Source organism: Peribacillus sp. Bi134, assembly GCF_918698065.1.
Classification (GTDB): Bacteria; Bacillota; Bacilli; order Bacillales; family DSM-1321; genus Peribacillus.
The window spans coordinates 1-12,136 of record NZ_CAKKLN010000009.1 but is presented as its reverse complement, the minus strand read 5'-3'; the positions used below and the strand labels follow the sequence as shown (position 1 = coordinate 12,136).

The following is a 12,136-nucleotide window of genomic DNA, read 5'->3' as shown; positions in this document are numbered from 1 at the left end:
ACACCTCATTTTTTTCCGACTAATCTTTTTAATTCTCCCTTAGTCAACCAAGGTCTTTTTCTATGTAACATTCTATGACAGTTAGAACAAACAATTGCAATATCCTCTACCTTAGTTACTTGTCCTTCTTCTAATTCTGAAACAGGTATTGTATGATGACCTTCGATAAAATCTTCACCTACTTCACCATATGTTTCATAAAAGTCAAATCCACAAATTTCACAAAATAAAATTCCATTATGTTCCTGTTTAAACTTTTCTTTTGCCATTTTTATTACTTTGGGATTCCGTTCCCTATAGATATGTTGTCTTAACTTTTTCTTTCCTTCAATGAAACCAAGATCATCCTCAGTTAAATCTACATTATTTCCTTTAGGTACAAATGCACGTAATCCCCATATTCCCTTTCCTTTACCTTCAATAGAATAAAACAGATCCGTATCGTCACCAACTCTACCCTTAAAAATATCTGTGTCACTGGAATTTAAATAAATATGCTTTCTAATCTGTGCTTTCCAATCTATATAACTACTTAAATCAATTTTATTTCTATCTTCAACTTTGTTATAAATATCAACTAATGTAGCTTGTCCACCTAATTCCTCCAAAGCATGAATTACCTCTTGAAGCCACTGTGTTCTATCAGACATAACACACCTCATTTTATTTCCATAACTACATTATAATATAAATAGACATTACCAAAATAAAGAAACTGACTTTAGAAAAAAAATAATTATAAATTTTATGAACTACTATTTCCCTCCAAAAAAAGACTCTAAGCAGAAGTGCCTAAAGTCTTTAAAATCTTTGTTGTATTTATAATAACTTCTTTTGATGGTTTATTGATTACTGTTACGTTTATAGTAATTGGTTTCTTTTTCTTTGTTGTTTTCCCCATGATGTTTTCCCCTTGAAATATGGATAAGGTTTTAACCTCTCCCTTAGGTACTGACAATCTGAGTTCACTTTAGGACATTAAAAATAAAAATTTTTCTAAAAAGTTCCGATATTTTTGGGGTGTCCCGCAATCTATAGTGTAAGGAAGTAATAGAGAGGTTTAATGCTGGACTTCTCTATAGTTCCATTCTATCTTTCCTTTCTGAATGTTTTTGGGGTTAAGGTGTGCCTCAAATGTCATGCCTTTTTTTTGTCATTTCAATTCTAAAAAGAGGAACCAAGAGAGGTGAAATCAATGTATACAGTTAATTCACGTCTTCCATATAATCGGAACTTGATCACCGTTTTATTAAGTATGTGAGACATTCACGCAACTTAACTTTAGACAGGTTCAGTCAGTATATGGGGGTAAATAAATCAACTATCGGAAAATTGGAGAAAGGTTCTTTAGACTTCACACCATATTATGAAAACAAGCTAAAGGACGCTATTAAGAAGTTACAGATTAGCAACATTGAATTAGTGGCAATTCGTAACATAATCGACAGTAAAGAAAGGAAAGGGTACAAGTGATTGGATTGTTATTATCAGTAACCGCCATAAAGGTATTGGACGTTGAATCGAGAAAAGAATCAAGAAATTAAATCTAGTGTAGGAAAAGGAGAAAAGGAATATGTCTAAAATGAATGAACTTAAAGTAAATGTCGAGGTTGACCAAAAGGCACTTAAACAGCTAGCTAGTGAAATGGAATTATACCCTAACATTAAACAAGCTATTGCAGAATACAAGGCTGTGGCGGATAAGCTGGAAGAACAGCAGCGAGTATTAGAAAACCAAATTTTAGACCTACAGCAACAGTACGCACAGAATCTAATTGACCAAGAAACAGCTAATGTGGCTGAGGTTGTTTATTTGAGGATCCAACAGAAAAAGACTGCTGAGGAAATGAATATTATTGATACGCTATTAGCTGAGACTAAGGAAGAAAAGCAAGAACTCATGTATCACTATTACAAGGTGTACCGTAAGGCATTGTCTATGGACGGTGCTATTGCTAGTCAATATGATGTGAAACCTGTTATTGATAGAGTTCTTAGTCAGACAATGGCAATAATCGCTGAGGTTGGAATGGAATCACATCAACAGTACTTAGAGGTGTTCCCTGACGTAGACGACCTTTTCAGTGATTCTAAAGTTCGTGAAATGTACCCACGTATCCTTGACGAGTCATTTAATGCAGACCGCCACCGTCCAAGATATAACGGTTCTAATATTGTACTAGAAGCACATGAAATTGAATCAGCAACTAGTGGACGTATTCCAGACAAATTTAAAAACAAGGAGACTGAATAAATGAGTAACTTAGACCCTGAGGTATTGGCAGAATTAAAGAAAGGTAACATGGAGGCATTAAAAAACTTACCTCCTTTAGTTGCCATGCAGTACGGATTACAACTAAGAGAAGAACAGGAAAAAGAACAGTCTCCTATTAGTGACAAAGGACTTGCTGAGGCTATGTTAAACCGCATTAAAGATACTGGCTTTAAGGAACAGATAATTAAAGCAATGGAAGAACAAGAAAAGGCTACTGATTAAAATCGGTGGTCTTTTTTCTTTACCTAAAATAAGGAGAGGGGTTTTTGTAATGGCAAACAAAAAGAAGTTAAAGCAACGTAAGAAAAGACAATTAAAGCGGACATTTAAACATGCTAATAAAGCGGTACAAGTAATAGAGGTTAACAGCTTTTCTTCTGACTATTTGCCACCTTATGAAGAACCTGCGGTAAACACTAATGAGAAGTACGAGGCAAAGGATCAGACATTTCAAAAGGAATTAGATAAGGTGTATGGTGGCACTGTCACAGCCCTTACCCATTACCTTAATAACCATTCTTCTATGACGTTTAAATGTAGTGCCTGTGGCGTAATCTTCTTTAATAAGGCTGGACATATGGTTGGTGAAAATGCTAATCAGCGTCACAGGTGTCACAAACCTTATGGTACTACTCATGGTAAATCAACTTCTTTTGGTGTCAGTGCTGTGAGTATTAAATCTAAAAAGAAGAAAGCCTCACTAGATATAGCCGAACTAGATAGAATGGTTTGGGAAGATTATTCCTATCAAGAAATAGCTAAAGAATTACAAGTTAACCCTAAGATTATAAAGAATTATTTCATTGAAGAAGGGCTTCTATAATAGCCTTTCTTTCTTTTTTATTAGTCATGGCAGCGATCACTATTTGTTATTCATTTCAATGATATTATCCAGCTTTTCATGAACCCCATTAAATCCTTTATTGAATGCATCATTAAACCCATTAACTTCATTTCTGAACCCCTTCACTTCTTGCCTAAAATCGGAAAGGTTGTTTTCTATAGATTCTATTTTATCTAATATCTGTTCAGCTAGTTCTTTTTCTTTATCAGTCATATGGACACCCCTAAAATGTTTTGAAAAATCCCAGAAATTTTTTTTGAGAAGTTGGCTATTCAATTATAGCAAATCCTAAGTTAACGGGTGAATACTTTACTAATGACTTTAGGTGGCTTAGAATCGCCCTCAGCAACACTAGTTCCCCCAAAAAGGTTTTATAAATATGGTGTATACATTGCATTGATCAGACAGGGCTGTGGAGATATAGTGCTTCCCATGGTGTACCCTTCCCTATATTGCCATGTCCTAGCTGTGCGGTTGACCTCATGCCTTACTACTACCTATCCTCACTGTTCTTTATTCTTTCATTCTCTTTTTCTTTTCTTTTTCTTTTCTTCATTCATTGTTCTTCTTTCTATTGTCCTTGCCTTACCTATTACCTATGTACATACCCTTCTATATGCCCTTGTATGAGGCGGTGGTGAGGTGTTACTTATCTAGTGAGTAGGTGCGGTGAGGCATAACCTATGCCCATATTTATAGCCCCAATTATAGCCCCACTATTGACTGGTATTTTTGACAGACCCCCACTCCTTACCTGCGGTGCTGTATAGCCTCAATCATTACTGTTGGTATATGAGAGTCTCACAAATAGCTTGTTTTTATTTCATCTTATTTTCACTTTTTTTTTAAAACAGAAGGAAAACAGATGTTATATATTGAAAATTATCCTAAATAAGTTAAAGGGGATGATATAAAATGAAGATTGAAGAACTTCAACAATTAACCAGTAATATAATTTTTATCCCGAAAGGCGTTAATTTCCTAAAATTCATCTTTAAAGGGGATATTATTTGTTTGCAGAAGGACTTCTTTAAAGAGAATCTATGGTACATGCATTGTATAAATACTGGAACTGAAGAGGAAGTATTTATTGATGAATTACTTACTAATCAAAAATTTTGTTATGCAAGACAAATAAAAAAAGAATATATTAAATATGGTCATTCTGACCCATTAGATGAGATTGAATATAAAGATGAGTTTGAAATATTAAAAAGAGAAGCTGAGTATGAACAAAAAGTCAATTTTAATATACCTATGACCTGGGATAGAACAAAAGGTACTTTTGAACAATTTAGAAAGGGTGAAATTGAAGGTAAGTCAGGGTACACTGATGAAGCCATGGAAAGAATGAACAAGGAAAAAGAAGAGTTTTTAGCAAAACTATAAAATGACGATAGAAGAATCATTTCCAACTTTTGATTGGATGTGGTTCTTTTTATTTTTGTTATTTCAGTTCAATCTTATTTGATAGTAACAAAATACATAGAATGTTTTTCCTCGGATCGGATGTTATATAAAAAATGTGCCTTCTCCATGAGAAAAACCGAACCCATTAAAAGTTCGGCTTTTACAAATGAGACATTTTAAATGCACGGCAATACTTTTGTAATATATATCCATATTGTTTGCTAGGTGATTCAATTTTATTCTATGTACGGGGTTCACTCTGTTTTGTGTATATGGGTGAATTGAATATTCAAAACTAGTTAACATAATCACCACTATAGGAAGTTGATAGTTTGCATAAATACCTTCAAATCAACGTTATTGGAACTGTGTGTTTTTATCATTTATACGTTATTTCATACATTGTTGATTTAACGGGCTTTTGGAGGTCGTCATTATTTTATTTCCCACTATTTCTTGCATAAAGGAAAGAGTCGTTTTTGAGGTTCTTTCACGGTATTTATTATTTGTGCACGCTTAAACACGAACACTTGTTCACCCCTTGTCCCGCCTAGCTTTTTAACAATTTGCCCATTTTCAAATCCACAAAAAAGCATAAAAAAGTTTGGGGCTACTGTCTCCAAAAGGGGTGGACAAGCATCAAATTCCACTTTACTTTACTCATAAATTCAGGATTTTAATAATATCGCAGCACCAATCTCATTTTCTATTCTTTCAAAATCCTCAAGCAAACTTTCTAAGTCCTCAATATCATCTAGGAGTGCTTCCTCTACAGTTTCTTCATTTTCCTCATCGTCCATAGGAGTAATTTCATGACCCGACGTTTCTATAAAATCTTTTTTTACTCTTTCATATTCGGAGATGAAATCATTAAATCCGTAATCACCATCTGCATCTCTATTCAAAATTTCTTCAAGGTCTTCAATATCCATCACTTTATGTTCTTTTGTGATTTTTACATCAGCTATTATTTTATCTATGTCTTTGCATAGTGTCTTAAATTGCCTTTTAGCAGTAGATATTATATTCAATCTTTCTTCAAAACGAATGGTGGCTAGTCTTTGTTCAATCGATTCTACTTTGTTATCAATGGCTTCTACTTTGTTATCAAAGTCTTTAGAATCTAAAACTAATTCAATTTTCTTTTGGTGTTTGGCTATTTTATTAGAGAAATATGTAAGAGAAAGACCGCCTACTGCAACAAGAACACCTATAGCAGCTATAAACCACATAGAGGCATTATAGATATTGCTGGCTTTATCCTTTTCTTTATTTAATAACGAATCCTGCATATCACTTTTTAATTCATCTACACTTTTTAATTCCTCAATTTCTTTTTCAAGTTCGGTAATTTGGGCTTCTAATTGTTCATTTGTTGGTTTGGCTGTTGTTTGTGCACTGGCATCATTGCCCACCAATAATAGTGTTAATAATAATGCAAACAAAAATAGATGCTTTCTCATCTTTTCTCCCCTTTTCACCTACTTAATTCGACAAATAGGGACTATATTCCTGCAAATCAATTCCATTATTAAACGCCATATAAAGCTAGAGTAAATGCCTTATACAGCGTTTAGATAGTGGGATTATAGGTTAGTCTTTTGTACCCTTTTTTTATTCATTCCATTTTGTAACGCCTTTTTGTGTTCTTTGCTTAACGTTCGTTTTTTCTTCAAAAAACTCTTTGTAACAAGAGAATTTTCAACAGTAAACTTAATACTAGTGGGTTTACCTTCATGTGATGTTAATACCTTTATTTTTTCTTTATTTAGAATAGGATTTTTTATAAAGGAATGAACGTGAGAGGGGACGCAGCTATAGAAAGTCCATCTCCCTTTTTTAGCGTCAAAAGTAATAACTGTTTCCTGTTCCTCTCTATTAAATTTCATACTTTGCACCTTCAATCATTCTACTAATAAATTCGTACTCCTTAATAGAAAGATTATTTATATCAACTATTCTTCCCCCTCCGTCGCCCGTTATGGTTATACTATCCAAAATCCCTTTATCTCTAACAGTTATAAGATGCCAACCTTTATCATCAATTATCTCAAAACATAAAAATGTAGTTGTAGTATCCTCACCGTTACTTCGAATTGAAGCTGGAAAAGTCTTAACCATTTTAATCTCTCCTGAAAAAATAGTTCCGTTCTTAATAATCGTTTTTGTTTTCATTTTGTATCCCTCCAAGTTTTTTTTGGACTTCTTAAAGCCCGTTACTATTACTTACTGACAATTTGATTTCAATTTAGGACATTGTAGAAAATATTTTTTTGAAAATCTAAACTAAAAACAAAGGGTGTTTATATTTGATCACCTTTCTTGAATAAAAAAAGCCAGGCTTTGAATTAACCTGACTTGAAATACATAATTATTCTGTTAAAAACTAATTTTAGTTTCTTTGAGTTCAAAACATAACTCGGCTAAAGCCTCGTGTGAGGGCATAACCCCCCTCACTTTATTATTATTAGGATATATTATTACAATCCCTCTATTATCAGCCAAATTATCATGGAAAGGGTTTAGCCGTTCTTTGGCTATCCCTTGTAATGTAATTGGGAAGGTTTTTATTATTTTAGTATCTTTCTTATAAGGAAATACTTGATAAACCCAGTGATACCAACGGTTTCAGCGTTTGCTTACTAAGCTATTAAAGTGAAGAGAAGAGTTAAATTTGATTGTCGAGATATTGTTCCAGTAAAGTTCTCATTCTCTTAGAGGGAAGGTAAACATTGATGGGCTGTCCAGTTCTAATACGACTGCGAAAAAGCCACTGAAGAAGTTCCGATAAAGCAAATAATTCAATATTAACTTCCACCCCTTGTTTGTTAAAGAAATGTTTTGTTAATGGATTGAGGTAAATGTTAGCTAAATAGATACAAGTGCTTTTATGTTGAAATTCATTTGTTGCACGGGCATTTACACTTACGAAATGTTCCTTTAAGCCTTTAGGTGTTAGGTGATCCTTAAATTCTTTAAAGGTAGTCCACATAACTTCATCCGTTGGTACATTACATTTATTGTAATAGAAATTATAGGCATTATCTTTTATTACTTTCTTTGTGTCTTTGCTTTTAACCTTTTTCTTTAAATCAGCCACACTAAAGTAATTATGCTTATTCCCCATTTTATTCATATCTTTTTTGTCTTTAGGTGAAAGATAATAAATGTTTATCAGTTCCTTTAGTTGTAAACGTTCTTCATTTCTAAAAGAAACATAAGGTGCTAGCTTGTATACTGTTCCTTCCTTTACAACTGATTTATAGATATAATTTTGACCGAATAAATCAAAATAAGCACGTTGTATTTGTCCATCAAACATATAGGTTAAAATATATATTTCCTCGAAACATTTAAAGGTATCTATTGGAAAAGTCCAATATACTGCAACTGGTTCTTTTTTTTCATCTTCATACATCATTAGGTTCCCTGAATTGGCTGAGTTCCTCAACTTTTCGAAATATCCTCTTTTATAATCGAATTGCTTCCAGTGTACAACCCCTTTATTATCTACTTCGATCACTTCGTTTTCGGATAGCACTTTTAAATCATCTTTTGAAATATCTAATTGTTCGATTACATCCATAGCTTCATCAAGAATTAACGTGTAATTCTCCATATCTAACAAGTCAATGACTTCACTATCTATACTTCTAAAAAGAGAGTGGGTTGAAACAATGTTTTCACCATTTGCAATAAGGCGTTTTATATCTTCTAATTTTGTATTATTTTTATCGTCTATTTGTGGCTGTTTAAAGCCACGGCCAACGGATAGAATGACCCTTTCTACTTCTCCTTTAAATGGCGTGATGTAAATAAACTTTTGATAGGGAGGTGCGTTTTTCATGAACTGTATAGCCCAGCTAGTCTTTCCACTTCCCATAATTGAATCAATAATATTGATGTTTTTTTGCGTTGGTATTTTCACTAGCATATATAATCTTCCTCTTCATGTGTGTTTTGTAAGAGTTAACTTACCTACTTATTAACTGGCACTTTACACATGAATTAGGACATATATTTAAGGTAGCAATTATAAATTTAACATAAGGTATGTTCTATTTTATCTTGATTTTCTTGATTTTTGGTTTTGATTTCTACTGAATTAACAAGATTGTCTAGGAAACATTGGACAAAAGAATGATTACCTTTATAGCACTTAAAAAAATTAAGTACTATAAAAGCAGCCATTCATTAACACTGAATTGAACCGAGTTGTTGAGGGTTCCACCGTATCACCTTGTTTGAATGTTGTACTTTCATACACAACAGACTTTTTACACGTTATGCTTGTCCAACGTGCCGAATGTTATCGTTTGTCTATTGCTACCTGTGCCGTAACACACCAAGCAACCTACCGAACCGTTAATGGTCGTTCTCACCTAGTAACCACCAGCAAACAAGGAAAGCTGTTCATGTGATTACGGCTGTATTTTCTGCATTGGCTACAACCAGTACCTTTCAAGTTTTGTTTAACAACGTGTTAGTAGGTTTCCACGTTGGAAAGACCGTAAAAAAGACATAACTAAAGACAACTTGCATAAATTTATTTTTTTCGATAAAATAAATACAAGAATTACGATTTTTCGTATTAAATTTTAAAGGATCTTAGGTCACCTACTGTGAATAGGTGGCTTTCTTTTTGTTCTCGAACATTATTAGATTCGTTTATCCAGCATTTTTATTGGTGAAAATTCTTTATGTCTGTCTCTAACATCATTACCAAATAGATTTACATATGTCTTTACTATTTCCATGCTGGTATGTCCTAAAATAGTTTGAATTTCAAATATATTAGCACCTTGCTGAACACTTAATTTAGCGAAAGTATGCCTAAAAGTATGACAGCTGCATCTCACATCTTTAAGATTAGCCATCTCCCCATATTTAGTAATCCTTTGTTGTATCCCTCTTTTAGACAATCTTTCCCCATCAACAGTAACAAACAACGCTTCACTCTCTACACAGCCACGAATAGCTATGTATTTTTTTATTTGTTGTTTCATTTCTTTTTGAATGGGAACTAATCTTTCCCGATAACTTTTAGCATTTCTAATAACAACCATATAGTCTTCCCAGCGAATATCCTTTAAAGATAACCCTGCTAACTCATTCACTCTTATACCAGTTTCAAGCATTAACATCATGATTGTGTAATCACGGACACCCGTAAAAGTTCTAAGGTCCGGCTGTTTAAACAACCTATTTAACTGATCTTTAGTAAATGTAGCAATAACTGTTTTCCTATCTTTAAGCAACTTGATATTTTCCATTGGATTATTTGAAATATGCTTTTGTTTATAAAGAAAATTATAAAAGGCACGTAAAGCACGCAATCTTGTATTGATAGTAACCACTCTGCTACCCTTGAAGTTACGCATATAGAGGATTACATTGTTTTTTATATGTTCTTCAGTTAGATTAGAAGGCTTTAAAACAGTTATGTCGATTTCCTGATCTCTAAGCTGATTTAAACATGCTTGTATTTCATTCAAGTAATATTGAATTGTATGAGGTCTTAAATTTCGAAGTTCACAGTCTTGGATGAACAATTGTATAGCATCCTTAAATGTTTCTACATGGGATTTAACTTTCTTTTCAATAACAGCTAATTCAACTTCATTCAAAACATTTTTACGCCTTGCCAAATTGGTTCCTCCTTTCTACAGTGAACACGATTCATGAACACGATTTTAGTTAATTTTGTCATGTGAAAATAGATAAAAAAGACAACAAAAAAACGCCCCTACAATAACTGTAGAGACGTTTTTAAACGTTGCTATTACCTAATTCACTGTGTAATTGAAGGTAATAAAATTTGATACCGGTGGCCGGGGTCGAACCGGCACTCCAGAGGAACACGATTTTGAGTCGTGCGCGTCTGCCAATTCCGCCACACCGGCATGTTTGTTGGAGGCGGCAACCGGAATCGAACCGGTGGTAAAGGTTTTGCAGACCTCTGCCTTACCGCTTGGCTATGCCGCCAACGTTTTTGGAGCGAAAGACGGGATTCGAACCCGCGACCCCAACCTTGGCAAGGTTGTATTCTACCACTGAACTACTTTCGCATATGGCTGGGCTAGAAGGGATCGAACCTTCGCATGACGGAATCAAAATCCGTTGCCTTACCGCTTGGCTATAGCCCATTAACGTTGTAATCATTATATCATGTTTTATTAAATGGGGCGACTGATGGGAATCGAACCCACGAATGCCTGAACCACAATCAGGTGCGTTAACCACTTCGCCACAACCGCCATTATAGGATTTAAATTGGCAGGGGTAGTAGGACTCGAACCCACACTGGAGGTTTTGGAGACCTCTGTTCTACCTTTAAACTATACCCCTGTAATAAAGATGGTGGAGGGGGGCAGATTCGAACTGCCGAACCCTAAGGAGCGGATTTACAGTCCGCCGCGTTTAGCCACTTCGCTACCCCTCCGCATATGGATGAAACATGGTGCCGGCAAGAGGACTTGAACCCCCAACCTACTGATTACAAGTCAGTTGCTCTACCAGTTGAGCTACACCGGCACTACTATGGTGGCTCAGGACGGAATCGAACCGCCGACACAAGGATTTTCAGTCCTTTGCTCTACCGACTGAGCTACTGAGCCAAACAATAAAAATGGCGGTCCCGACGGGAATCGAACCCGCGATCTCCTGCGTGACAGGCAGGCATGTTAACCGCTACACCACGGGACCATAGATTGCGGGGACAGGATTTGAACCTGCGACCTTCGGGTTATGAGCCCGACGAGCTACCGGACTGCTCCACCCCGCGACGGTAATAATGTTGCTTTTTATGCATCAAGTTTTCGTATTAAGCGTTTCAATGGGCTGAAATGATCAATCCTTTATGCAGAAACAACTTGATGTTATTGAAAAATGGTGGAGGATGACGGGATCGAACCGCCGACCCTCTGCTTGTAAGGCAGATGCTCTCCCAGCTGAGCTAATCCTCCAATATGTTGTCTAAATGGTGACCCGTACGGGATTCGAACCCGTGTTACCGCCGTGAAAGGGCGGTGTCTTAACCGCTTGACCAACGGGCCAGGTATAAATGGCGGAGAGCAAGGGATTTGAACCCTTGAGACAGGGTTACCCGTCTACACGATTTCCAATCGTGCTCCTTCGGCCACTCGGACAGCTCTCCAATAATGGCTCCGCAGGTAGGACTCGAACCTACGACCGTTCGGTTAACAGCCGAATGCTCTACCACTGAGCTACTGCGGAACAATATAAGCTTGGCGACGTCCTACTCTCACAGGGGGAAACCCCCAACTACCATCGGCGCTGAAGAGCTTAACTGCCGTGTTCGGAATGGGAACGGGTGTGACCTCTTCGCTATCGTCACCAAACAATGTTAACATTTTTTCAAGACATATATTATTATAACGTCTTTTCGAGAAAATGCAAGAAGAAATTTTCATTCCTTCAAAACTAGATAATAAGAAGGTATTTCATTTTTTTAAAAGCGATGGTTAAGTCCTCGATCTATTAGTATCAGTCAGCTCCACATGTCGCCACGCTTCCACCTCTGACCTATCAACCTGATCATCTTTCAGGGATCTTACTAGCTTGCGCCATGGGAAATCTCATCTTGA

General features: G+C 35.6%; 12 protein-coding genes, 15 tRNA genes and 2 rRNA genes. 4 read left to right on the top strand and 25 right to left on the bottom strand.

Annotated features, from left to right (window positions below; translation table 11 throughout):
* Positions 1–5 precede the first annotated feature (5 nt).
* Positions 6–650, bottom strand: coding sequence for an HNH endonuclease (locus tag LQ188_RS20350; protein WP_230177981.1), 645 nt, complete (start codon positions 648–650; stop codon positions 6–8).
* A 128-nt stretch (positions 651–778) separates the two neighbouring features.
* A complete protein-coding gene (locus tag LQ188_RS26860) occupies positions 779–901 on the bottom strand; it encodes a hypothetical protein (RefSeq protein ID WP_290370130.1) in 123 nt (40 codons plus the stop codon).
* A 672-nt stretch (positions 902–1,573) separates the two neighbouring features.
* Between LQ188_RS26860 and LQ188_RS20345 the strand changes: the two genes are divergently transcribed.
* Genes LQ188_RS20345 through LQ188_RS20335 form a run of 3 tightly spaced genes read left to right on the top strand, consistent with a single transcriptional unit; the run spans position 1,574 to position 3,098 of the window.
* Positions 1,574–2,254, top strand: a complete 681-nt coding sequence (locus LQ188_RS20345; RefSeq protein ID WP_230177980.1) for a hypothetical protein — start codon at positions 1,574–1,576, stop codon at positions 2,252–2,254.
* Complete coding sequence (locus tag LQ188_RS20340) at positions 2,255–2,497, top strand: hypothetical protein (RefSeq protein WP_230177978.1); 243 nt, start codon at positions 2,255–2,257, stop codon at positions 2,495–2,497. It abuts the gene before it with no gap.
* A 49-nt stretch (positions 2,498–2,546) separates the two neighbouring features.
* Complete coding sequence (locus LQ188_RS20335; protein ID WP_230177976.1) at positions 2,547–3,098, top strand: adenylate kinase; 552 nt, start codon at positions 2,547–2,549, stop codon at positions 3,096–3,098.
* Between the two features lie 39 nt (positions 3,099–3,137).
* Here LQ188_RS20335 and LQ188_RS20330 read toward each other — a convergent pair whose 3' ends face one another.
* Positions 3,138–3,332: a hypothetical protein gene (locus LQ188_RS20330; RefSeq protein ID WP_230177974.1), complete on the bottom strand. Its 195-nt coding sequence runs from the start codon at positions 3,330–3,332 to the stop codon at positions 3,138–3,140.
* A gap of 702 nt (positions 3,333–4,034) precedes the next feature.
* Here LQ188_RS20330 and LQ188_RS20325 point away from each other — a divergent pair.
* On the top strand, positions 4,035–4,508 hold the full coding sequence (locus LQ188_RS20325; RefSeq protein ID WP_230177972.1) for a hypothetical protein: 474 nt from the start codon (positions 4,035–4,037) through the stop codon (positions 4,506–4,508).
* A 689-nt stretch (positions 4,509–5,197) separates the two neighbouring features.
* Here LQ188_RS20325 and LQ188_RS20320 read toward each other — a convergent pair.
* The 22 genes from LQ188_RS20320 to LQ188_RS20215 all read right to left on the bottom strand — a co-directional run.
* Positions 5,198–5,992, bottom strand: a complete 795-nt coding sequence (locus LQ188_RS20320) for a hypothetical protein (protein WP_230177970.1) — start codon at positions 5,990–5,992, stop codon at positions 5,198–5,200.
* Positions 5,993–6,115: 123 nt separating this feature from the next.
* Entirely contained in the window at positions 6,116–6,418 is a 303-nt protein-coding gene (locus LQ188_RS20315; RefSeq protein WP_230177969.1) for a hypothetical protein, read from the bottom strand.
* The gene (locus tag LQ188_RS20310) at positions 6,408–6,704 is read right to left on the bottom strand and encodes a hypothetical protein (RefSeq protein WP_230177968.1); all 297 of its coding nucleotides are present in this window, start codon (positions 6,702–6,704) and stop codon (positions 6,408–6,410) included. The genes LQ188_RS20315 and LQ188_RS20310 overlap by 11 nt, the downstream gene beginning before the upstream one ends.
* Positions 6,705–7,197: 493 nt before the next feature.
* On the bottom strand, positions 7,198–8,463 hold the full coding sequence (locus LQ188_RS20305; RefSeq protein ID WP_230177967.1) for a hypothetical protein: 1,266 nt from the start codon (positions 8,461–8,463) through the stop codon (positions 7,198–7,200).
* A 724-nt stretch (positions 8,464–9,187) separates the two neighbouring features.
* Complete coding sequence (locus LQ188_RS20300) at positions 9,188–10,177, bottom strand: tyrosine-type recombinase/integrase (RefSeq protein ID WP_230177966.1); 990 nt, start codon at positions 10,175–10,177, stop codon at positions 9,188–9,190.
* A 174-nt stretch (positions 10,178–10,351) separates the two neighbouring features.
* Positions 10,352–10,432: transfer RNA gene (locus tag LQ188_RS20295), tRNA-Leu, on the bottom strand.
* An 8-nt stretch (positions 10,433–10,440) separates the two neighbouring features.
* Positions 10,441–10,514, bottom strand: a tRNA-Cys gene (locus LQ188_RS20290).
* Between the two features lie 8 nt (positions 10,515–10,522).
* Positions 10,523–10,597: transfer RNA gene (locus LQ188_RS20285), tRNA-Gly, on the bottom strand.
* 3 nt (positions 10,598–10,600) lie between these two features.
* Positions 10,601–10,675, bottom strand: a tRNA-Gln gene (locus tag LQ188_RS20280).
* Between the two features lie 35 nt (positions 10,676–10,710).
* Positions 10,711–10,786, bottom strand: a tRNA-His gene (locus LQ188_RS20275).
* Between the two features lie 17 nt (positions 10,787–10,803).
* Positions 10,804–10,877, bottom strand: a tRNA-Trp gene (locus tag LQ188_RS20270).
* A 10-nt stretch (positions 10,878–10,887) separates the two neighbouring features.
* Positions 10,888–10,971: transfer RNA gene (locus LQ188_RS20265), tRNA-Tyr, on the bottom strand.
* A 16-nt stretch (positions 10,972–10,987) separates the two neighbouring features.
* A tRNA-Thr gene (locus LQ188_RS20260) sits at positions 10,988–11,063 on the bottom strand.
* Between the two features lie 7 nt (positions 11,064–11,070).
* A tRNA-Phe gene (locus LQ188_RS20255) sits at positions 11,071–11,146 on the bottom strand.
* A 12-nt stretch (positions 11,147–11,158) separates the two neighbouring features.
* Positions 11,159–11,234, bottom strand: a tRNA-Asp gene (locus LQ188_RS20250).
* Between the two features lie 5 nt (positions 11,235–11,239).
* Positions 11,240–11,313: transfer RNA gene (locus LQ188_RS20245), tRNA-Met, on the bottom strand.
* A 105-nt stretch (positions 11,314–11,418) separates the two neighbouring features.
* Positions 11,419–11,494 (bottom strand) — tRNA-Val (locus LQ188_RS20240).
* 15 nt (positions 11,495–11,509) lie between these two features.
* Positions 11,510–11,584 (bottom strand) — tRNA-Glu (locus LQ188_RS20235).
* Between the two features lie 9 nt (positions 11,585–11,593).
* Positions 11,594–11,685 (bottom strand) — tRNA-Ser (locus LQ188_RS20230).
* Between the two features lie 5 nt (positions 11,686–11,690).
* Positions 11,691–11,765: transfer RNA gene (locus tag LQ188_RS20225), tRNA-Asn, on the bottom strand.
* A 9-nt stretch (positions 11,766–11,774) separates the two neighbouring features.
* Positions 11,775–11,890: ribosomal RNA gene (rrf, locus tag LQ188_RS20220) — 5S ribosomal RNA — on the bottom strand.
* A gap of 119 nt (positions 11,891–12,009) precedes the next feature.
* Positions 12,010–12,136: ribosomal RNA gene (locus tag LQ188_RS20215) — 23S ribosomal RNA — on the bottom strand; the annotation flags it as partial.

Excerpts from the sequence above, each read along its gene's own strand:
- LQ188_RS20350 (WP_230177981.1), bottom strand. The coding sequence starts at position 650 with ATGTCTGATAGAACACAGTGGCTTCAAGAGGTAATTCATGCTTTGGAG.
- LQ188_RS26860 (WP_290370130.1), bottom strand. The coding sequence starts at position 901 with ATGGGGAAAACAACAAAGAAAAAGAAACCAATTACTATAAACGTAACA.
- LQ188_RS20345 (WP_230177980.1), top strand. The coding sequence starts at position 1,574 with ATGTCTAAAATGAATGAACTTAAAGTAAATGTCGAGGTTGACCAAAAG.
- LQ188_RS20340 (WP_230177978.1), top strand. The coding sequence starts at position 2,255 with ATGAGTAACTTAGACCCTGAGGTATTGGCAGAATTAAAGAAAGGTAAC.
- LQ188_RS20335 (WP_230177976.1), top strand. The coding sequence starts at position 2,547 with ATGGCAAACAAAAAGAAGTTAAAGCAACGTAAGAAAAGACAATTAAAG.
- LQ188_RS20330 (WP_230177974.1), bottom strand. The coding sequence starts at position 3,332 with ATGACTGATAAAGAAAAAGAACTAGCTGAACAGATATTAGATAAAATA.
- LQ188_RS20325 (WP_230177972.1), top strand. The coding sequence starts at position 4,035 with ATGAAGATTGAAGAACTTCAACAATTAACCAGTAATATAATTTTTATC.
- LQ188_RS20320 (WP_230177970.1), bottom strand. The coding sequence starts at position 5,992 with ATGAGAAAGCATCTATTTTTGTTTGCATTATTATTAACACTATTATTG.
- LQ188_RS20315 (WP_230177969.1), bottom strand. The coding sequence starts at position 6,418 with ATGAAATTTAATAGAGAGGAACAGGAAACAGTTATTACTTTTGACGCT.
- LQ188_RS20310 (WP_230177968.1), bottom strand. The coding sequence starts at position 6,704 with ATGAAAACAAAAACGATTATTAAGAACGGAACTATTTTTTCAGGAGAG.
- LQ188_RS20305 (WP_230177967.1), bottom strand. The coding sequence starts at position 8,463 with ATGCTAGTGAAAATACCAACGCAAAAAAACATCAATATTATTGATTCA.